This window comes from Methylobacterium sp. Leaf104 (genome assembly GCF_001422885.1).
Lineage (GTDB): Bacteria > Pseudomonadota > Alphaproteobacteria > Rhizobiales > Beijerinckiaceae > Methylobacterium.
In genome coordinates this window covers 1-19285 of sequence record NZ_LMMZ01000001.1, presented here as the reverse complement: position 1 = coordinate 19285, position 19285 = coordinate 1, and the positions used below count along the sequence as shown (strand labels likewise).

20 protein-coding genes are annotated in these 19285 nt (G+C 69.5%); 11 read left to right on the top strand and 9 right to left on the bottom strand.

Annotation, left to right across the window (positions count from 1 at the left end):
- Positions 1-2: 2 nt before the first annotated feature.
- The 4 genes from ASF49_RS00090 to ASF49_RS00075 are packed head-to-tail and all read right to left on the bottom strand — an operon-like array spanning position 3 to position 3418.
- Positions 3-755 carry an HAD-IA family hydrolase gene (locus ASF49_RS00090; RefSeq protein ID WP_056465877.1) on the bottom strand — a complete coding sequence of 251 codons (753 nt, stop codon included), beginning with the start codon at positions 753-755 and terminating at the stop codon, positions 3-5.
- The gene (rpe, locus tag ASF49_RS00085; protein ID WP_056465874.1) at positions 749-1435 is read right to left on the bottom strand and encodes a ribulose-phosphate 3-epimerase; all 687 of its coding nucleotides are present in this window, start codon (positions 1433-1435) and stop codon (positions 749-751) included. The genes ASF49_RS00090 and rpe overlap by 7 nt, the downstream gene beginning before the upstream one ends.
- 31 nt (positions 1436-1466) lie before the next feature.
- On the bottom strand, positions 1467-2327 hold the full coding sequence (locus ASF49_RS00080) for a phosphoribulokinase (RefSeq protein WP_056465871.1): 861 nt from the start codon (positions 2325-2327) through the stop codon (positions 1467-1469).
- Positions 2328-2356: 29 nt separating this feature from the next.
- The gene (locus ASF49_RS00075) at positions 2357-3418 is read right to left on the bottom strand and encodes a class 1 fructose-bisphosphatase (protein ID WP_200929988.1); all 1062 of its coding nucleotides are present in this window, start codon (positions 3416-3418) and stop codon (positions 2357-2359) included.
- A gap of 226 nt (positions 3419-3644) precedes the next feature.
- On the opposite strand from ASF49_RS00075, the gene ASF49_RS00070 reads away from it, so the two are divergent.
- Together ASF49_RS00070 and ASF49_RS00065 are read left to right on the top strand one after the other, a co-directional pair.
- The gene (locus ASF49_RS00070) at positions 3645-4601 is read left to right on the top strand and encodes a LysR family transcriptional regulator (protein ID WP_056465869.1); all 957 of its coding nucleotides are present in this window, start codon (positions 3645-3647) and stop codon (positions 4599-4601) included.
- Positions 4598-5821, top strand: a complete 1224-nt coding sequence (locus ASF49_RS00065; RefSeq protein WP_056465865.1) for an NAD(P)/FAD-dependent oxidoreductase — start codon at positions 4598-4600, stop codon at positions 5819-5821. Before ASF49_RS00070 ends, ASF49_RS00065 begins: the two co-directional genes overlap by 4 nt.
- A 27-nt stretch (positions 5822-5848) precedes the next feature.
- On the opposite strand, the gene ASF49_RS00060 is transcribed toward ASF49_RS00065, so the two are convergent.
- Positions 5849-6187, bottom strand: coding sequence for a helix-turn-helix domain-containing protein (locus tag ASF49_RS00060; protein ID WP_056465863.1), 339 nt, complete (start codon positions 6185-6187; stop codon positions 5849-5851).
- 311 nt (positions 6188-6498) lie between these two features.
- Between ASF49_RS00060 and ASF49_RS00055 the strand changes: the two genes are divergently transcribed.
- From ASF49_RS00055 to ASF49_RS00030, 8 genes are all read left to right on the top strand, one after another.
- Positions 6499-7008 (top strand): META domain-containing protein, encoded by a 510-nt coding sequence (locus ASF49_RS00055; protein WP_056465860.1) that lies wholly within the window; start codon positions 6499-6501, stop codon positions 7006-7008.
- Between the two features lie 142 nt (positions 7009-7150).
- A complete protein-coding gene (locus ASF49_RS23415; RefSeq protein ID WP_156652736.1) occupies positions 7151-7324 on the top strand; it encodes a hypothetical protein in 174 nt (57 codons plus the stop codon).
- A 258-nt stretch (positions 7325-7582) separates the two neighbouring features.
- Positions 7583-8560, top strand: a complete 978-nt coding sequence (gene cysK / locus ASF49_RS00050; RefSeq protein WP_056465857.1) for a cysteine synthase A — start codon at positions 7583-7585, stop codon at positions 8558-8560.
- A gap of 94 nt (positions 8561-8654) precedes the next feature.
- Positions 8655-9923 carry a DUF2254 domain-containing protein gene (locus ASF49_RS00045; RefSeq protein ID WP_056465854.1) on the top strand — a complete coding sequence of 423 codons (1269 nt, stop codon included), beginning with the start codon at positions 8655-8657 and terminating at the stop codon, positions 9921-9923.
- Positions 9924-9946: 23 nt separating this feature from the next.
- Positions 9947-10198, top strand: coding sequence for a hypothetical protein (locus tag ASF49_RS00040; RefSeq protein WP_056465850.1), 252 nt, complete (start codon positions 9947-9949; stop codon positions 10196-10198).
- 2 nt (positions 10199-10200) lie between these two features.
- On the top strand, positions 10201-10479 hold the full coding sequence (locus ASF49_RS00035) for a hypothetical protein (RefSeq protein WP_056465847.1): 279 nt from the start codon (positions 10201-10203) through the stop codon (positions 10477-10479).
- Positions 10480-10483: 4 nt separating this feature from the next.
- The gene (locus ASF49_RS24135) at positions 10484-10642 is read left to right on the top strand and encodes a hypothetical protein (RefSeq protein WP_200929986.1); all 159 of its coding nucleotides are present in this window, start codon (positions 10484-10486) and stop codon (positions 10640-10642) included.
- A gap of 390 nt (positions 10643-11032) precedes the next feature.
- Positions 11033-12166: an acyltransferase family protein gene (locus ASF49_RS00030; protein WP_082510702.1), complete on the top strand. Its 1134-nt coding sequence runs from the start codon at positions 11033-11035 to the stop codon at positions 12164-12166.
- An 86-nt stretch (positions 12167-12252) separates the two neighbouring features.
- Here the strand turns inward: ASF49_RS00030 and ASF49_RS00025 are convergent, their stop codons facing one another.
- A complete protein-coding gene (locus tag ASF49_RS00025) occupies positions 12253-13500 on the bottom strand; it encodes a glycoside hydrolase family 5 protein (protein WP_056465842.1) in 1248 nt (415 codons plus the stop codon).
- Between the two features lie 86 nt (positions 13501-13586).
- A complete protein-coding gene (locus tag ASF49_RS00020) occupies positions 13587-14864 on the bottom strand; it encodes an O-antigen ligase family protein (protein ID WP_056465839.1) in 1278 nt (425 codons plus the stop codon).
- Between the two features lie 708 nt (positions 14865-15572).
- On the opposite strand from ASF49_RS00020, the gene ASF49_RS00015 reads away from it, so the two are divergent.
- Positions 15573-16685: a glycosyltransferase family 4 protein gene (locus tag ASF49_RS00015; protein ID WP_156652735.1), complete on the top strand. Its 1113-nt coding sequence runs from the start codon at positions 15573-15575 to the stop codon at positions 16683-16685.
- Between the two features lie 171 nt (positions 16686-16856).
- Here ASF49_RS00015 and ASF49_RS24130 read toward each other — a convergent pair whose 3' ends face one another.
- Both ASF49_RS24130 and ASF49_RS23410 read right to left on the bottom strand, forming a co-directional pair.
- The gene (locus tag ASF49_RS24130) at positions 16857-18611 is read right to left on the bottom strand and encodes a hypothetical protein (RefSeq protein ID WP_056465833.1); all 1755 of its coding nucleotides are present in this window, start codon (positions 18609-18611) and stop codon (positions 16857-16859) included.
- On the bottom strand, positions 18611-19285 hold a 675-nt coding region (locus ASF49_RS23410; RefSeq protein WP_200929984.1), incomplete at its 5' end, for a right-handed parallel beta-helix repeat-containing protein. The genes ASF49_RS23410 and ASF49_RS24130, both read right to left, overlap by 1 nt.

The window sequence follows — 19285 nt, the reverse complement described above, 5'->3', positions numbered from 1 at the left end:
CCTCAGGCGGTGACCCGCGCGTGCCAGTCGCGCAGGGCGTCCAGGGTCACGATCCCGTCCGGCCAGACATGCCCGGAGAGGTGCCGGTGCGGCGCGCCGGGCTCGCCGAGATCGGAGACGGCCGAGAACGCCCCGTCGAGGCGATGGCTCTCGGTGTAGCGGCTGCGGGTGGCGATGACCGGCAGGCCCGCATCGAGGGCCGAACGGATGCCGGCGGCGGAATCCTCGAAGGCCACCGCTTCGGAGGGCGCGACGGCGAGGCGTCGCAAGGCGAGGTCGAAGACGTCGGGGGCGGGCTTCTTGCGCGCGGCCTCGTCGCCGCAGGCGATGACGTCGAAGGGGACGTCGCCGGCCGGAAAGTTGATGCGCAGCAGGGTGTCGACGTTGGGTCGGCTCGTGGTGCTGGCGACCGCGAGCTTGATGCCGGCCGCCCGGGCCTCCGCGATCAGGCGCCCCACCCCGGGGCGCAGGGCGAGGCTTCCGCCCTCCACGAGGTCGCCGTAGCGGCGGGTCTTGCGGTCGTGGATCTCGCCCATGCGCGGGCGCAGGGCCTCGACCTCGTCGGCATGCTCGGTCTCGACGTAGTGGCGCAGCCGCTCCTTGCCGCCCATCACGGTGAGGAGGTCGGCGTAGCGGGCGGGCGACCACGACCAGGGCAGGCCGAGATCCGCGAAGGCGCCGTTGAAGGCCTGCCGGTGGAGGTCCTCGGTCTCGGCGAGCGTCCCGTCGACGTCGAAGATCAGCGCCCTCAGCATGAGAGGGGGCCGCCTCCGGCCGCCTCCGCCCCCGCCCGGATCGCCGCGATCCGGTCCGCGTAGCCGGCCGGCCCGCCCTTGAACACCGCGTTGCCGGCCACGAAGGCGTTGGCGCCGGCGCGGGCGGCCTCCACCACGGTCTCGGGTCCGATGCCGCCATCGACCTCGATGTCGATCGCCCGGCCGGCGGCCATCGCCCGGATGCGCCGGATGGTCTCCAGGGTCGAGGGAATGAAGCTCTGGCCGCCGAAGCCCGGATTGACCGTCATCACCAGGACGAGGTCGACGAGGTCGAGGAGCGGCTCGATCGCCGAGGCCGGCGTGCCCGGGTTGAGGGCGATGCCGGCGCGCTTGCCCAGATCGCGGATCGCCTGGAGGGAGCGGTGGATGTGCGGACCCGCCTCGACATGGACCGAGATCGCGTCGGCGCCGGCCTCCGCGAAGGCCGCGAGGTAGGGGTCCGCCGGGGCGATCATCAAGTGCACGTCGAAGGGCTTGGCCGAGTGCGGCCGCAGGGCCTTGATCACCGCCGGGCCGAAGGTGAGGTTGGGCACGAAGTGCCCGTCCATCACGTCGAGGTGAATCCAGTCGGCCCCGGCCTCCGACACCGCGCGCACCTCCTCGCCGAGCTTGGCGAAATCCGCCGAGAGGATCGAGGGCGAGATGATCGGGCCGTGCATGATGGAATTCTCCGGAGCCTCGGGGCCGCGCTCAGGCCATGCGGCGCTTGCGCTCGACGAGCTGCATGATGATCGGGGTCAGGATGAGCTGCATGGCAAGGTCGAGCTTGCCGCCCGGGATGACGATGGAATTGGCGCGGCTCATGAACGAGCCCTGGATCATCGAGATCAGGTAGGAGAAGTCGATGCCCTTCGGGTCCTTGAAGCGGATCACGACCATCGATTCGTCCGCCGTCGGAATCCAGCGGGCGATGAAGGGGTTCGAGGTGTCGACCGTCGGCACCCGCTGGAAGTTGATGTCGGTCCAGGTGAATTGCGGGCAGATGGTCTGCACGTAGTCGGGCATCCGCCGCAGGATCACGTCGGTGACGGCCTCGGTGGAGTAGCCCCGGAACGAGCGGTCCCGGTGCAGCTTCTGGATCCATTCGAGGTTGATCACCGGCACCACGCCGATCTTGAGGTCGGCGTAGCGGGCCATGTCGACGTTGTCGTCGACGACGCAGCCGTGCAGGCCCTCGTAGAACAGCAGGTCGGAGCCCGGCGGGAACGCCTCCCAGGGCGTGAAGGTGCCGGGCTCGGTGCCGTAGAGGGCCGCGTCCGCCGCGTCGTGGGCGTAGTGGCGGGTGCGCCCGCCCCCGGACTCGCCGTAGGTGCGGAACACCTCCTCCAGCTCCGGCAGCAGGTTGGCGCGCGGGGCGAAGTGGCTGAGGTTCGGCTCCTCCACCATCTTCCGCCGCATGGTGTCGCGGTCGTAGGCGTGGAACGCATCCCCCTCGATGTAGACCGCGCTCACGTCCTCGCGGCGGAAGATCTGCTCGAAGGTGTTGCGGACCGAGGTGGTCCCCGCCCCCGAGGAGCCGGTGACCGAGATGATGGGGTGACGCGCCGACATCTTTGTGCGTGCTGTCCCGCGCGGGCGCGCTAGCTGCGCATCAGGCCGCGCTGCCCGAACAGGGGCGAGCGACCGGCGGCGGCGTTGCGGCCGTCGTAGTACTTGGCCACGCAGGCGACCTCGTCGAGGGAGCCGAAGATCAGCGGCACGCGCTCGTGGATGCCGGTGGCGCTGATATCGAGGATGCGGCGCTCGCCGTCGATGGCGCCGGCCCCGGCCTGCTCCATCAGCATGGCGATGGGCGCGGCCTCGTAGAGGAGGCGCAGGCGCCCCTGGGCGTAGCCCTTCCGGTTGTCGCCGGGATAGAGGAACACGCCGCCGCGCAGGAGCACCCGCTGGGCATCCGCCACCAGCGAGCCGAGCCAGCGCATGTTGAAGTCCTTGTCGAGCGGGCCCTCCGAGCCGCGCAGGCAATCCTCGATATAGGCCTTCACGGGGGCGCCCCAGTTCCGGGCATTCGAGGCGTTGATCGCGTATTCCTTGGCCGAGGCCACCACCTCCAGGCGCGGGTGGGTGAGGCGGAAGGTCCGCTCCGCCCGGTCCAGGGTGTAGATCTGCGTGCCGTGGCCGAGGGTGACGACGAGAGAGGTCGCCGGGCCGTAGGTGACGAAGCCGGCGGCGATCTGCTCGGTCCCCGGGGTGGTGAAGGAGGCGATCGAATCCGCGGCGCCGGCCACCACGGGGCGGATGCCGAAGATCGAGCCGACCGCCATGTTGACGCCGATGTTGGACGAGCCGTCCAGCGGGTCGATCGCGACGGCCAGCGGCGCGCCGGGGTTGATCTGCATCATGCCCTCGGCCTCCTCGGAGGCGACGACCGCCACGGGCGTCCCGCGCAGGGCCTCGGTGAAGCGCTCGTGGGCCAGCACGTCGAGGGCCTTCTGGACGTCGCCGTCGCTGTTGTTCCCGCCGGTGGCGGCGAGGTCGGCGCCGCCGAGCATGCCCCGGCCGATCACCTCGCTGACGTCGACGGCCGCCTCGGCGCAGGCCGCGATCACGGCCGCCGCGTCGGCGAGCCGCCCATCGGCCGCCACGGTCTTCGCGAGGCCGTCCGCGAGGGTGGACCCGAATTCCAGAGACACCGTCGACATGAATGTCCGCCCTTCCTGCATTCCCGGCCGCGTGGCCCGACCGACCCGCCGTCCCGGGTCAGACCGCCGCCCCGGATCGGATCGTCATCGCACTCTGCCCCTTGGCACGAGTGCCCCCGGGGACACCAGTGCCCGCGGCGCATCGGAGCCGCGCAGGCCCCCATGGTATCACCGAAAGAATTCTGAAAAAACTTGCGGGCGATTCCAAAAAAACTAAAAAAGCCTGATGCGCAATCTCTCTCTCAAACAGCTCCAGGCCGTCGCCGCCGTCGCCCGTCTCGGCACCATGACGCGCGCCGCGCAGGAGCTCAACGTGACCTCGGCCGCGCTCTACGCCCGCATCCGCCAGCTGGAGGAGGAGGCGGGCCTGATGCTGTTCGACCGGACGCCCACCGGCCTGAAACCCACGGATGCGGGCCGCGAAATGCTCTGGGCGATCAACAGCATCAACACGGTGCTGGAAACCTGCGCCGACCGGCTCGAGACCCTGAAGGGCGGCAGCAGCGGGCGCGTGGCGATGGGCGTGGTCTCGACGGCCAAGTACTTCGCCCCGGGGGTGATCGCGGGCTTCGTCGGGCTGCACCCGGCGGTGGAGATCAACCTCACGGTGGGGAATCGCGGCAACATGGTCGAGGCGCTCCGCAACTACGAGATCGACTTCGCCATCATGGGCCGTCCGCCCCGCGACTTCGCCATCGAGGCCGAGATCTTCGGCCCGCACCCGATCGTCATCATCGCCGGCCCCCACCACCCCTTCGTGGGCCGCACCGGGCTGACCCGGGCCGACCTCGCCCAGGAATCCTTCCTGGTGCGCGAGGAGGGGTCGGGCACGCGCACGGTGTTCGAGGAGTTCATGGCCGGGGTCATGATCAAGCGCGCGCGGCTCGGGATCGATTCCGGCTCGAACGAGACCATCAAGCAGGCGGTGATGGCGGGGCTCGGCATCGCCCTCATCTCGGCCCACACGGTGGCGGCCGAGCTCGAGAGCGGGCGCCTCGCGGTGCTCGATGTCCAGGGCCTGCCGATCCGGCGCGACTGGTACGCGGTGCGCCGGGCCGACAAGGTGCTCGGTCCCGCCGCGGCGGCCTTCTGGGACTACATCGCCAAGGACGGCGGACGCTGGCTGCCCCAGCTCCGGCTGTCGCCGAACCCTTCCCCCGTCACCGCGGAGTTCGAGGCATGAGCGCGGCCGGTGTCGTCATCGTCGGCGCCGGCCAGGCCGGCTTCCAGGTCGCGGCCTCCCTGCGCGAGGCGGGCTTTGCCGATCCCATCACGCTGCTGGGCGACGAGGGCCTGCCCTATCAGCGCCCGCCCCTGTCGAAGGCCTACCTGGCCGGCAAGACCGATGCGGCCGGCCTGTGCCTGCGGCCGGCCTCCTACTTCGCGGAGCACCGCATCGCGCAGCGGTCCGGTCTGACCGTGACCGCGATCGACCGGGCGGCGCGGCAGGTGCGGCTCGGCGACGGCGGCGCCCTGCCCTACGATCACCTCGTCCTGGCGACCGGCGCGCGCAACCGGGCCCTGCCGGTGCCCGGCACCACCCTGCTGGGGGTGCACCAGCTGCGCTCGCTCGCCGACGCCGATGCGCTGAAAGCCGCCCGCGCGGCGGCCCGCGCCATCGCCATCGTCGGCGCCGGCTTCATCGGCCTGGAATTCGCCGGGATCTGCGCCGGGTCCGGCATCCCCGTGACGGTGATCGAGGCCGCGGACCGTCCCATGGCGCGGGCGGTCTCGGCCGAGACCGCCGGGTTCTTCACGCAGGCGCACAGAAGAGCCGGCGTCAGCTTCGCGTTCGGGGCCGGGGTGCAGGCGCTGGAGGGCGAGGCCGGCCGCGTGGCGCGGGTCCGGCTCGCCGACGGATCGGCCATCGAGGCCGACCTCGTCCTCGTCGGCATCGGCGTCGTGCCGAACCAGGACCTCGCCGAGGCCGCCGGCCTCGCCGTCGGCGACGGCATCCACGCCGACGTCTTCCTGGCGACCTCCGATCCCGCCATCTCGGCGCTCGGCGACTGCGCCCGGGTGCCGAGCCGCTTCGCGGATGGGCAGGCCGTGCGCATCGAATCGGTGCAGAACGCCGTGGACCAGGGCCGCTGCCTCGCCGCCCGCCTCACCGGGCGCCCGGCCGCCTACGCGGCGGTGCCGTGGTTCTGGAGCGATCAGGGACCGCACAAGCTTCAGATCGCCGGCCTGACGCGGCCCGACGATTCCAGCGTCGTGCGCCCGTCCGAGACCGGCCTATCCGTCTTCCGTTTCCGCCAGGGGCGCCTCAGCGGCGTCGAGACGGTGGACCGGCCCGCCGACCACATGGCGGCCCGGCGCATCCTCGGCCTCGGCCTGCCGCTCACGCCGGAGGAGGCGGCCGATCCGGCCCGCGACCTGAAGGCCCTCGCGAAGGGCGCCTGAGCCCCCGCGGGCTCGGCGGCCGCCGCCCTAGCGGTCGTTCTCGGTGTTGAGGGCGTCCACCCGGGTGCCCTCGCCGCGTCCCTGTCCGCTCAGGCGGACCCCGGCCGAGCCGCCCTCCTGGCTGAACACCACGCCATGGGCCATGAAGGTGCTGCGCAGGGCCTCGATCTGGCCCGAGGGCTGCTCCCGTCCGCCCGATTCGAAGGCGCGGACGAAATCCGCGCCGAGCCCGAGCTTGCCGGCGAGATCGGCCTCCGACCAGTCGAGGAGGGCCCGGGCGGCCCGCGACTGCGCCGGGCTGATGATGTTCGGACCCGCCGCCTCAGGCTGCAGGCCGCTCGGGGTTCCTTCGTCCGATCCCGTCACCCTGACAACTCCCTGATCGCCGTTCTCCGCCGGACAACGGCAGCGTCGCGGGATCGTTCAATACAAAACGCTCGACAAAACGCTCGACGATCGGTGCGGCCCGACCCGGTTAGCGGGGGATCACGCGGGCGTCCCGCCGATTCCCGGCTCACGCGGCCTTGACCATATTTGTGCTGGAATCTTATCCGATTGGCCGCAGGGTCCGTCCCATCGTCGGCGGCTCCGCGCACGACCCGCGCCGAGCCCCGAGGGGACCGGCACGGTTGCAACGTTCGACGCGACGCGAAGCGCGCTTGAAAGGGGGCCAGACGATGAGAGCGATCCAAATCGCCATGGTAGCCGGCGCGATCGCGGCCGGCGCCATGACGGCAGCCATGACCACGACGGCGACCGCGCAGATGGGCAACAACGTCACCGGCTTCGGCCGGGACGCCCGCGAGAAGCCCGAGAAGAAGCAGTACGTCCCGGCGGCCAAGCCCCAGGAAAAGATCTTCCCCCTCGATGCCACCTGGACGGCGGTGAGCCTGAACGGCAAGCCCTTCGGCGGCAACGACCGCCCGAGCTTCATGATCGACAAGCAGTACCGCGCCCGCGGCTACGGCGGCTGCAACACCTTCGCGGCCACCGCCTTCCCGCTCAAGGAGCAGCACCTCGCGGTCGGCCCGCTCGCCCTGACCAAGAAGCCCTGCGACAAGGGCCTCGGCGCCAGCGAGCAGGACTTCTTCATCGCCCTGCGCACGGCCGGCCAGTGGGATCTCGTCGGGTCTCAGCTGGTGATCAAGAGCCAGAAGGGCGAGCTGCGGTTCGACCGCGCCCTCTGAGCCGGGATCGTTCCGGACGCCCGCCGCCTTAAGCTTCCATTGACGACGATCCGCGGTCACGGCCGCGGATTTACCAGCCCTTCAAGCCGCCCCGTGCCTCCTGTCCCCGCCGCCGAACGTCTCGGCGGATGGGGAGTACGCGATGGGCACGAGGGTGGAATGGACCACCGGCAGCAACGGCCTCCGGCCCGGACTGCGCGAGGAGACCCGCTATCGCTGGCCCCAGGGAGTCCATGCGGGCGCCGCGATGATCGTCACCGCCAGCCCGGTCGTCGCCACCATGGTGATGCTCTGCGCCGCCCTGCTGACGCACTGATCCCGGCGGCGAGGCCGGGCCGAGATCGGCACGCCGAGAAAGATATTCTCTGTTTTTCGGCCTTCACAGTAGAAGACTACTCCAAGTCTGCAGCCCGGTTGTCGGCAGAGAAGGATTGTCTTTGATCCCGGATCTTTGTCGATTGCCTCGACAGAAACGACACGATATCTCCCGGCCCTGAGTTCGGTCCAGGCGAGATCCGGCGCATCCGCGCGCCGGCCGCCGGGACGCAATCCTCACGCTGTTCAGGAGAGATCTATGGCCGAGTCCCAGAGCCCCGCTTCGACCCGCACGCCGGGCCACGGCCACATCTTCGGCTCGATCACCGAGACCATCGGCAACACCCCGCTGGTGCGCCTCAACCGCATCACCAAGGAGCACGGGATCGACGCCGAGATCCTGCTCAAGCTCGAGTTCTTCAACCCGATCGCGAGCGTGAAGGACCGCATCGGCGTCAACATGATCGACGCCCTCGAGGCCTCCGGCAAGCTGAAGCCCGGCGGCACGCTCGTGGAGCCGACCTCCGGCAACACCGGCATCGCCCTGGCCTTCGTGGCCGCCGCGCGCGGCTACCGCCTGATCCTGGTGATGCCCGAGACGATGTCCCTGGAGCGCCGCAAGATGCTGGCCTTCCTCGGCGCCGAACTCGCGCTGACTCCCGGCCCGCAGGGCATGAAGGGCGCCATCGCCAAGGCCGAGGAACTCCTCAACGAGATCCCGGGCGCGATCATGCCCCAGCAGTTCTCGAACCCCGCCAATCCCGAGATCCACCGCAAGACGACGGCCGAGGAGATCTGGAACGACACCCAGGGCCACCTCGACGCCTTCGTGGCCGGCGTCGGCACGGGCGGCACCATCACGGGCGTCGGCTCGGTGCTGAAGCCGCGCCTGCCGGGCCTGCGCATCGTCGCCGTCGAGCCCACCGATTCGCCGGTCATCTCCGGCGGCCAGCCCGGTCCGCACAAGATCCAGGGCATCGGCGCCGGGTTCATCCCGGACAACCTCGACAAGGCGATCATCGACGAGGTCATCACGGTCTCGAACCAGGAGGCCTTCGACACCTCCCGCCAGCTCTCGCGCCTCGAGGGCATTCCCGGCGGCATCTCCACGGGCGGCAACGTGGCCGCGGCCCTGAAGCTCGCCGCGCGCCCCGACTTCCGCGGCAAGCGCATCGTCACCGTCGCCTGCTCGTTCGCCGAGCGCTACATCTCCTCGGCGCTGTTCGACGGCCTCTGAGGCCCGGCGGCCGTCGGGACCACGCGTCCCGACGGCCAGGAGCACGAACGGCTTTCGAGCCTCGACCCGCGAGTCTCGACCGGAAGCCGCTGGCATGTCCACCGCCCTCTACGCCCTCCGACGCTGGGGGCGGCGCCCCCTCATCCGCGTCGCCGCCTTCAGCCTCGGCGGGGTCGCGGCCGCCCTGGCCTCGGCCGCCCTCGCACCGATGGTGCCGGCCGATCTCGGCGCGTCGGTCGGCGCCGACGCGGTCGACCAGATCCTCTCCGTCCTGGCCACCAGCATGCTGCCGGTGGCGACCTTCTCGCTCTCCACCATCGTCCAGGCCTATGGCGGCGCCACCAGCACGGTGACGCCCCGCGCCGTGACCCTGCTGATGCGCGACACCCGGGCGCAGACGGCGGTGGCGAGCTTCATCGGCGCCTTCGTCTACAGCGTCGTCGGCCTGATCGCCCTCAAGACCCATTTCTACGGCAGCCAGGGCCGGGTGATCCTGTTCGGCCTGACCCTGCTGGTCCTCGCCAGCGTGGTGGCGACGCTGGTCCGCTGGATCGACACGCTGTCGCATCTCGGCCGGGTCGGCGAGACCATCGACGCCATCGAGGCGGCGGCCGGCGATGCCCTGCGGCGACGGGCCGAGGCGCCCTGTCTCGGCGGCCTGCCCTGGCGCCCGGCGCCCCCCGGTGCGGAGCGGATCGTCGCCGCGGCTACCGGCTACATCCAGCATGTCGACGCCGCGCGCCTCGAGGCGCTCGCCGGGCCGCGCGGCCTCACCCTCCACCTCTCGGTCCTGCCGGGCGCCTTCGTCCATCCGGGACGACTCCTGGTCGAGGTCGGCGGCGCCGTCGACTCCGACCTGCAGGCGCGGATCGCGGCGGCCTTCGTCGTCGGGGACCGGCGCAGCTTCGACGACGATCCGCGCTTCGGGATCATCGTCCTCGCGGAGGTGGCCCAGCGCGCCCTGTCTCCGGCGGTGAACGATCCCGGCACCGCCGTCGACGTCATCGGTACCCTGGTCCGGGTGCTCGCCGCCTGGGACGCGCGGCGGACCGCGGCTCCGGAAGCGCCCGCCTATCCGCACCTGCATGTGCCCGGCCTCAGCGCGGACGACCTGTTCGCGGACGCCTTCGAGCCCATCGCCCGCGCCGGCGCCGCGGACCCGACGATCGGCCTGCGGGTGCAGAAGGCGCTCGCCGCCCTCGCCGATCTCGGGGGACCGGACGTCCGGGCCGCCGCCCGCGGGCAGGCCGACCTCGCCCTCCTCCGCGCCGAGGCGGCGCTGTCCCACGAAGCCGATCGCCTGCGCCTGCGCGCGGCCCATGCCGGCCGCGATGAAGCAACCTCGGGCCCTGCGCCGGGTTGAGCCTCCGACATCAGGAGGATTCCATGACCGACGAGCCGCGCGCGCGCAGCGCGCCGAAGGGCCTCGGCGCCGACCGCGACGCCCAGACCCTCACGCAGGACAACGCCCCCCAGACCGGCCTGCCGGCGCAGGGCGGGGCGATGCCAGGGGGCGGGACGCCGTCCGCGACCCTGGGAGAGATCGGCGCGGCCGCCCGAAAGGCCGAGACCTCCGGCGCCGCCCGCGAGGCCATCGACCGCGCGACCGCGCCCAACGGCACGGATGCGGGAGAGTAACCATGCCCAACGCGCACATCCCCATCGTCGGCACGCGCAAACCCGATTCCGACGTCGGCACGCCGGGCGATCCGGCGGTCGCCGGCGGAGGGCAGTCGCCCGACCAGGCCGCGATCACCCGCCAGGGTCCGGGGGGCCGGACCGACGCCGGTCGCAACGCCGGATGGGACGGGGCCGAATCGGACGGGGCAGCGAAGGGGCGCAACCCCGCGCCGGCCGGCGGCTCGTCCGACGGCCAGTCCGACCGGCCCCGCTCCCCCACCGCCGGCTCCGAGGAGTGACACGATGACAGGCCCCGACGACAAGGATCCGCCGAAGGACAAGCCGGCCAACACCGCGCCGGATGCGGTGATGGACCCCAACGAGAAGACCGAGGGCAAGCCCGGCCAGGGCCCGAAAGGCGGGGGCCAGCCGGATGGGGAGACCGACCCCGGGGGCGGCTGACCGCCGCCTCGCCGCCGCCGGCCGTCGGAGGCGCGGGAAATCCGGCTCCCGGGGCCGGCGGATTCGCGGGGCCATCCCGAATGGCCAGGGCCCCGCCGCCCCCGCATGCCGCTGGCACGCGGCGTGCAGGTCCGAACGCGCGCAGCCCACGAAGCGGGCTCGGTCGGGACAGGCGTCCGGCGCGCGCAGCCGGCCGGGCCGGTCCCGCGCTCCGGGAACGATGACGCGACGGTCGGTGCGCACGACGGGGCCGTGTCCGCAATCCTGCAGCCTGTACAGAGACCAGTGCTTCTCGCCAATTCTGTAGACGCGTCGTCGGACTTTACCGGATGACGGGGTTCCCGAAGTCTGACATAGAGGCTCGACAGCTAAGCTGAGCGGCACAATTCAATGATGCATCATAGTTCGACATTTCGGAAGGGCGATCCTGGCCGCTATACTGTTCCCATGGCGGCAGAGGGCGGCTTCATACCGAGCCTCAACGGCATGCGCGCCCTCAGCATCCTGCTCGTCTTCCTGTCGCATACGGTCAGCAACAAGATCTTCCCCGGCGGCTTCGGCGTCCGAATCTTCTTCGTGATCAGCGGCTTCCTCATCACGCGCCTGCTGTTCGTCGAGCTGAAGGCCTACGGAAAGATCGATCTGGCGCAGTTCTACATCCGCCGCCTGCTGAGGCTCTATCCCGTCATCGTCTGCTTCACGGTCGTCGTGGTGGCGGCGAGCGCGATCTGGTGGCCGTCGCGCCTCCATCTCATCGAGATCCTGTCCGGGCTGTTCTATTTCGCGAACTATTACTATTCCCGCCTGTCCGAAACCGGGCAGACCGGCGAGATCATGCCGTTCATCATCTTCTGGTCTCTCTCGGTCGAAGAGCATTTCTACATCTTCTTCCCGCTGATTTTCGCTCTGTTCCGGAAGAGCCTGTCGAACCTGATCGGCTTCTGCCTCTTCCTGTGCGGCCTGTGCCTCAGCCTGCGCATCTTCGGCGCCCTGTCCCGGCCGGAGCTGCTGCACACGAAGGTCTTCTATTTCGAGACGCAGTATCAGATCGACGCCATCGTCTACGGCGTCCTCGTCGCCGTCCTCTGCGAGCTCGCCCGCGGGCGCGCGCTCCTTCGGACCCTGTGCCACCCGGCCATTCCCTTGGCCGCCCTCGCGCTGATCGGTCTGTGCTTTGCCTACCGGGATCTGTTCTTCCGGGAAACGGTTCGATACTCCTTCCTGAGCCTGTCGATCGCCGTCCTGATGACGAACGTCCTCTTCTCGCCCGGCCTAGACTTGGCAAAGCGAGTTTTGAATCTTCCGATCCTGGAATATGTGGGCCGGCTGAGCTATTCGATCTACCTCTGGCACTATGCCATCGTCAGCCTCATCGGGCTCCCGATGCTGAGCAAATGGGTCGGCGTCCCGTTGATCGCGCTGATGACCGCGCTCGTCTCGATGGCCTCGTACCACCTGATCGAGCAACCCGTGGCCGCCCTGAGACATCGCCACAAGTCGGTCGCGCCGCGCGAAGCGATCTGAGCACGCGGAAACCGGCGCGCGACCGTCGTCGTCACGGCCGGGGATCGCGCGCTATCGTGCAGAATCGGCCGGCCACCGGCCTCCGGTCACGATTTCGGCAATCCGAGGCCCGACAGGACGTCCCGTTCCAGGGGGAGCTCGTAGGCCCAGTAGGCCCACGCGAATCCCCGCGCCTCGGCCGCCGAACGGACGGCCGCCAGCCAGGCGACCCGGTCCTGCGCGATGCCGTCGCTGCCCGAGACGCGCCAGACGCCACCGAACTCGCCCAAGAGCACGCGCCCGTTCGGGATGCCGTTGCGCTGGGCCCAGGCCGCCACGGCATCGAACCGGCGATCGATGACCTCCCGCCCGGTCGGCGTCCCGAAATAGTCGCGGATCAGCTTCCGGCTCCGGGCGATCACCGCGTCCTTGTCCGCGGCCGCCACCTTCGGATCGGCGTTGATGCGGGCCGTCGCGCCTTCGAGCAGCGCCTCCGCCTGAGCGGGTTGCGGCGGCCAGTTCATGTTCCTGAGATACTGCGCCCCCTCCCCGGGCACGCCCTGGTGCGTGAAGGTGTGCGGGTCGTAGAAGTGAAACGTGTAGAGGACGTTGCTGGACTTGAACGGGGCCGGATCGAGGCGCAGCAGCGCATCGATCGAACTCCACTGCGCGCCGGTCAGCACCAGCGGGAGCTGCGGCGCGGCCGTGCGCGCGGCGGCGTGGAGCCGCTCCATCATCGATTGCCAGCGTCCGAGCTCGGCCGCCTTCACGATGCGCGGCTCGTTGATGAGTTCGAAGGCGACCCGATCGGGCGGCAGGCTGGCGAGGCTGGCGGCGACCCGGCCCACCATGTCGACGTAGGTCGTGAACAGGTCCGGGTTCTCGGCCGCGATCAGCCGGTCGGGGGCGTAGGACGGATTGACCGCGACGGGATGCAGGTCGACCACCACCTGGAAGCCGGCGCCCAGGATCTGGCGGATCGTGCGATGGATGATCGCGAGCAGCTCGGGCTGCCGGTCGGCGGCGCTCGCCATCAGGATGCTCGGATCGACCGTGAGCCGGATGAAATCGAACCCCGCGAGGCGGAGCTCGGCGAGGGCGGCGTCGGTGATCTGATAGCGTTGGGCGGTGAAGGGCGGCCACAGGTAGGTGACCTGCCCGCCCTGCCGGTCGGCCTCGGGCCAGTTCAGCAGATTGTGGATGTTCATGCCCCGGCGCAGCGCCGGGGCCTGGTCGAGGGCTGAGGCCCGGCCCGGCGCGAGCGCGGGGAGCCCGAGGAGGAGCGCCGTGAGGGCGCGTCGGTTCAGGCCCGCCCGCTCGGGTTTCAGGGGCGAATCGGTCCGGGGAAGGCGCATGGCGAGGGGTCTCCAATCCAGGGCGGCGGTCTGCGCCCGGCCTCCCGCGCCGGCACCGCAGCCGATCCGTCACGGGCGTCTGCGCGTCAGACCGTCCTCACGTTCAAGGTCGTGGGTGATCGCCGCGCGACCGGCGCGGCGGCCGTGCTCCGCACACGTCCGACGTTGGAACGGGGATCGAATTGCAGGATGACGAACAGGGCGACGAAGCAGACGACGCCATCGAAGCCGGTGCACACGAAGGGCGTCGTCTCCGTGATGCCCATGAAGAGGGCCGACGTGACGATGAGGAACGCCGCTTCGAGGGTGTCGCGCTCTCCGTTCGAGCGGACGGCCCTGAGATTCGCGGCGACGCGGACGAGGGCCATCACGATGGGCAGGAAGAACAGGGTGAATCCCACGATGCCGAGGTCGAGCAGGCTCGCCAGATAGAGGCTCTCGGGACCCTGGATCGCCTGTTGCGCGTAACTCGCGACGAATTCCAGGAAGGTCGGGCCACCGAGGGACTGGTACCCGTGCCCCAGGATCGGCGACAGCTTGATGTACTCGATGGCGATCTCCCAAATCTCCGTCCTGCCCGTGAACGAGGAATCGCGACCGATCAGCCCGAAGAACTGGTCGTAGAAGAGGGTCAGCAGGATGACGCCGGCGAAGAGGCCGCCCACGAACGCCACGAGGGTCACGAGGGGACCGCCCGCGCGATTGATGCGCAGGAGGGCCAGGGCGATCAGCATCGTCACCGCGCCGATCAGGGATGTCGCGGAGCCCGAGAAGATCAGGCACGCGGCCGCGCAGACCAGCGCCACGAAGGTGTAGAGCCGTGGCACCCGCATCATGCCGGGATAGAACAGGAAGATGATGGTTCCGAAGGCGCCCCAGGGTCCGAGGCCGTTCTTGTGACTGAACAGACCTCGCCAGCGGCCACCATGGGAGGCCTGGACCATCTCCTCACCGGTATGCGTCCCGATCGACGGCAGGAACACTGCGAGCAGCGTGCTGAGAATCACGACGACCGCGATGACGTGGACGAGCAGCATCATCGCCTTCTCGCGGCCGAGCCGGAGAATCAGGGGCGACATAGCGAAGTACAACGCCGTGAGGATGATCGCCGCCCTGAGCACGCCCTTCGTGTCGTCGGCCCAGACGAAGGAGACCATGGCCAGGACCAGGTAGGGAAGCAGCGCGAGCGGCAGCGCGTTTCGGATCGCAGCGAGTCCGGTCGTCATGACCACGATCATCACGGTCAGGGCACACAATCCGAACCGGATATAGACGAGAACGGCGCCGATCGGATCGTCGATGTTGGGATCGTTCAGGCGATTGAAGAAGACGTCTCGGCCGATGGATCCGTAAGCGACGACCAATAGAACGAAGAGGACCGAAAGGACGAACTGCTCAATCCCGGACGCCTCTGTCGTGAGATTGCCCGACGATGCAGGCCGCAAAGACGATTTCATGGCGCCCGTCTGTGATCAGCGGTTTCGTATAGGAATTCGGGGCGGACCCGGTCAACCGCGAAGGCCGCGGCCATCCCGGCCACGCCACGTCGGAGGGCACGATGCCGTCCCTGCCCTGCCCGCCGGCCCCCGCTTCCGGCCGACGGTCGTCGATGGCCCGTGCCCATGCGGGAAGCGTATTCCAGTGGCGGTGTGCACTGCAACCGGATAAGGGCCTGTGTCGAAGGAATTCCCCCCCGGCGGGTGGGCGAGAAGGCCAGGATCCGATGACGCGCCATGGACCGTGCCGCGGAGCGGCCCCCTCCGCCCCGCCCTGCCCCGGCCCGCATCCGCGGATGTCGCGCGAAGGCCCATCGGACCGAATCCGGCCTGGGCGTTCCCGCAGGATGGATCGGATGCGCCGGTCTGCCCGCACGCCCGCGGATCGTCCCGGGGCACCGGCCGCCCGCCCTCCGGCGACCGCACTTCGTCCCGGCCGGGCATGGGACATGCGTCGCGCTCGACCCGAGCGGCGGAGGCGTCCTGATCCCGAGCGCCTTCGGCCGGACCCGCGCCGTCTGAGGCCGTCCGGCCTTCCCCTCGATCTTCCTTCGCCAGCGCTGGAGCCGTGACGCCGTGCCCGAACGACAAACCCGACGCCTTCGCGTCGCGATCTTCGCACCCCACTATGCCGAGTATACGGTGCGGTTGGCGACGGCACTCGCGCGGAAGGCCGACGTCCTGCTGGTGGCGGAAACGGCGAATGTCCGGAACGAATGCCGGGACAGCCTGGTCTCGGACGCACGACGGGCGCTGAAGCTGGTCACCTACGATGCACATAGCCGGATCGGGCGCGTCGTCGCGACGGCGCGGGTGCCGGCGGCGATCGCCGCATTCCGCCCGGACGTGCTGCACGTCCAGGAACAGCCGGACAAACTGACCGCCCGGATCGTCGGCCTTCTCCGGTGGCGGTTGCCGATCCTGATGACGGTCCACGATCCCCGACCGCATAGCGGGCGGGACGCCGCCTATGCCAGGCGCCAGGACGTCTTTCGGCAGAGGCTGCGCGCGGCGGCTTCCGCCTTTCACGTCCACGGCGACCATTGCCGCCGGGAGATGATCCATGCGGTCGGGACCGGTCGGGCGATCGTCGACACGCTCCACGGCGTGATCCTGTGTCCCGAGCCGGCGGAGCGCCGTGCGCCGGAGGGCGGGCGGATGCTCTTCTTCGGACGCATGGAGGCCTACAAGGGTCTCGAGACGCTGCTCGACGCGGCGGACATCCTGCAGCGGGACAACGTCGCCTGCCGCATCGTCGTGGCGGGGCGCGGCCCGGAACTCGACCGCCTGCGCCCGCGCCTGCTGCAACAGCCTTGCATCGAGGTCCTGGAAAAGTTCCTGACGCCCGCCGAAGCCACGGAGCAGTTCCAGCGGGCGGAGATCGTGGTGGCGCCCTATCAGGACGCGACCCAGAGCGGCGTCGTCGCGGCGGCCGTCGGCAACGGGCGGGCGATCGTCGCGAGCGCGGTCGGCGGTCTCGTGGACGCCGTATCCGATGGCGTCAGCGGCCTCCTGCTGGAGCCCGGGCGGCCGGATGTCCTGGCCGAGGCGCTGACGGGCCTGATCGACGATCGCGGGCGCCTGCTGCAACTCCTGGCCGGCAGCGAGGCCGAGGCGGCCGGCCGATTCGCCTGGGACAGGATCACCGACGATCTCCTGGCGGCCTATGGCGGCCTGCTGCGCCGCTGACGAGGCGAAGGCCTGGAGGAAGTCAAGGCCTGGAGGAAACGAAGGCCTGGAGGAGGCGACGGCCCGCGTGAAGGCGGGCTGCCCGGCGCGACGTCGGGTTGCCGACGCCGGACCCGGATCCATCGTTCCCGGCGCCGGGCCTGATCGGCCCGGCATCGGGGGCGCAGCCTCCTAGGCGTGCAGGAGGCCGTGGTCCTCGAAGGCGAAGTCGACCTCGGTCAGCGAGGCCGGCAGGATGTTCTTGAGGAGGATCGTGTCCGTCGCGCTCAGGCTGATGAGCGTATCGCTCCCCGAGGCGCTGATATGGCTCTTCAGACTCGCGAAGTCGGCGATCTCGGATTTGTCGAGCCACAGGGTGTCGTGTCCGCGGCCGGAGCCGGCGTGGAACCCCTCGATGACATCCTTCCCGAAGCCGGCGGCGAAGACGAACGTGTTGCTGCCGAAACTCTTGAAGGTGTCGGCCACGTCGGCGGTGGATGTCAGCGTCTGGTTGGCCTGATACGCCGTCTGGGTGTGAGAGCCGTCCAGGTTCGTCCGGTCCACGAACTCGAGCTTTCCGTTCGCGCCGTAGCTGTCATGCTCGGCCGTGTAGGACTTGCCGGAGATGGACGACAGGAACACGTCCTTGCTCTTGTCGGCATGGAGCTGGGTCTCGGAGGTCAGCGCGCCGCCGGCATCGAAGGTCTTCGTATTCGTCTCGAGGCCGATGACCTTCCTCATGATCAGGCTGCCATCGTCTCGGAACTGCTCCTGGAGCACGATCTTCCCCACCTTGTCGTAGCTCGTGGAGGTGGCCGCGTACTCCTTGCCGACGACGCCTCCGACGTAGACCTCGCGGGACTTGTCGGCATGCTGCACCGTCCTGTTGGTCAGCGTGCCGGCCGCGTCGTAGGTCTCGGTGGTGGTGTCGGCCCCGAAGGCCTTCTTCATCACCAGGCTGCCATCGGTCCGGAAGCTCTCCAAAAGGACGGCTTTCCCGGTGCTGTCGTAACTCGTGTAGGACGAGGTGTAGTCCTTCCCGGTGATGGCGCTGGCATAGACGTCGCGGGACTTGTCCGCGTGCAGAACCACCTTGTTGGTGAGCGTCCCGCTCGCGTCGTAGGTGGAGGTGATCCGGTTCCCGTCGACCACCGCGACGTCCGTTCTCGCCAGTTTGACGGGTGCGGGCGCCGGAGCCGGCGCGGGTGCCGGAACGGGGACCGGCGTGGGGACGGCGGGCAGCGACGGGGCCGGGGCGGACACCACGGGGGGCAGCGGAACGGGCGGGAGCGGAACGGACGATGCCGGGGTGAGGCCGACCTGGGTCGCCGCCACGAGCGTCGATCCGGCGCCGCCCGACTGTGCCGCGACGGCCTGAACGATCGATGCGGTGCCGGCGGGCGTGAGCGTGGCGAAGGTCTCGCCGGCATTCAAGGTCATGCCCCAGTCGTTGTAGAGATGCGTCGCGTTCGAGTTCCTGTAGAACACGTTATCGTAGTGATAGTCGCCCGATTGCTTGAAGAACGAGTCGCCGGCATTCAGGTATATCGCGTTGTCATGCACCGATATCTGACCCGCTTGATGAGCCGAGTCCAGGAAGATGCTGGCCATCTGCTTCGCGGCGTTGTTCTGTTCGATGACGGTGTTGTGGCTGACGTCGACATTCTTGAACGTGCTGGCGAAGCTGCCGCCGCCGTTGTGGATGTCCACGAAGCCGTTGTTGTTCAGGCTGACGTTGTTCGTGATGGAGATGTTCGTCAGCGAATTCTTGTAACCGCCGGCCTCGATGAAGCCGACGGTGTTCTCGATCCAGTTGTCGTGGATCTTGATGTTGTCCATCGTGCCGAACAGCTCGATGCCGCCGCCATCRTGGCCGTAGTCGAAGCTCGGCGCCTTGGCGTTGACGATCTTGGTGTACGAGACCTCGTTGTTGCTGTTGCCGATCATCACCCCGACCGCGCCGTAATCGTCGTCTCCGGCTGATCGAACGCCTCCTGCGCCGCCCCGGGCTGTCGGTGTCCCTCGACCTGTCGCCGGGACACCTCTACACTCGCAGTTCCACCAACCTCTACCAAACTCAAGCCGTGGCCGTAGTCGAAGCTCGGCGCCTTGGCGTTGACGATCTTGGTGTACGAGACCTCGTTGTTGCTGTTGCCGATCATCACCCCGACCGCGCCGTAATCGTCGTCGTACACGTTGGCCGTGTTCTTGATCATCTTCAGGTCGTGGAAGTAGCTGCGCGTGACGAGGTTGTCGGTGCCGTTGAGCATCACCCCCTCGCCGACCTGGCTCGCCTCCACGTTCCGGATCGTGATGTGGCTGGCCGACTTGGTGACGTTGACGCCGGCCTGCGCGGCGCCCGTGATSGTCAGCCCRTCGATGACGACGTACTTGGCGTTGGCCACGTTGATGGCGTCCGAGTAGCCCGCCGCGCTGTTGGCGATCGTGGCGGCCGGYCCCGTGCCGTAGGTGGTGAAGGTGATCGGGGCCTTCTCGGTGCCGGAGGCGGTGATGTTCAGGGCGCCCGTGCCGGCCGCCGAGGCGGTGTAGGCGGTGCCGGCCTTGAAGGCGACGGTGTCACCGGCCTGAAGCTTGAGCTTGTTGACCGCCTCCAGGCTGGT

Excerpts from the sequence above, each read along its gene's own strand:
- ASF49_RS23415 (WP_156652736.1), top strand. The coding sequence starts at position 7,151 with ATGGGCACGAGGGTGGAATGGACCACCGGCAGCAACGGCCTCCGGCCC.
- ASF49_RS00025 (WP_056465842.1), bottom strand. The coding sequence starts at position 13,500 with ATGCGCCTTCCCCGGACCGATTCGCCCCTGAAACCCGAGCGGGCGGGC.
- ASF49_RS00055 (WP_056465860.1), top strand. The coding sequence starts at position 6,499 with ATGAGAGCGATCCAAATCGCCATGGTAGCCGGCGCGATCGCGGCCGGC.
- ASF49_RS00070 (WP_056465869.1), top strand. The coding sequence starts at position 3,645 with ATGCGCAATCTCTCTCTCAAACAGCTCCAGGCCGTCGCCGCCGTCGCC.
- ASF49_RS00065 (WP_056465865.1), top strand. The coding sequence starts at position 4,598 with ATGAGCGCGGCCGGTGTCGTCATCGTCGGCGCCGGCCAGGCCGGCTTC.
- rpe (WP_056465874.1), bottom strand. The coding sequence starts at position 1,435 with ATGCACGGCCCGATCATCTCGCCCTCGATCCTCTCGGCGGATTTCGCC.
- ASF49_RS00045 (WP_056465854.1), top strand. The coding sequence starts at position 8,655 with ATGTCCACCGCCCTCTACGCCCTCCGACGCTGGGGGCGGCGCCCCCTC.
- ASF49_RS00030 (WP_082510702.1), top strand. The coding sequence starts at position 11,033 with ATGATGCATCATAGTTCGACATTTCGGAAGGGCGATCCTGGCCGCTAT.
- ASF49_RS00075 (WP_200929988.1), bottom strand. The coding sequence starts at position 3,418 with ATGTCGACGGTGTCTCTGGAATTCGGGTCCACCCTCGCGGACGGCCTC.
- ASF49_RS24135 (WP_200929986.1), top strand. The coding sequence starts at position 10,484 with ATGACAGGCCCCGACGACAAGGATCCGCCGAAGGACAAGCCGGCCAAC.
- ASF49_RS00040 (WP_056465850.1), top strand. The coding sequence starts at position 9,947 with ATGACCGACGAGCCGCGCGCGCGCAGCGCGCCGAAGGGCCTCGGCGCC.
- ASF49_RS00090 (WP_056465877.1), bottom strand. The coding sequence starts at position 755 with ATGCTGAGGGCGCTGATCTTCGACGTCGACGGGACGCTCGCCGAGACC.
- ASF49_RS00080 (WP_056465871.1), bottom strand. The coding sequence starts at position 2,327 with ATGTCGGCGCGTCACCCCATCATCTCGGTCACCGGCTCCTCGGGGGCG.
- ASF49_RS00035 (WP_056465847.1), top strand. The coding sequence starts at position 10,201 with ATGCCCAACGCGCACATCCCCATCGTCGGCACGCGCAAACCCGATTCC.
- cysK (WP_056465857.1), top strand. The coding sequence starts at position 7,583 with ATGGCCGAGTCCCAGAGCCCCGCTTCGACCCGCACGCCGGGCCACGGC.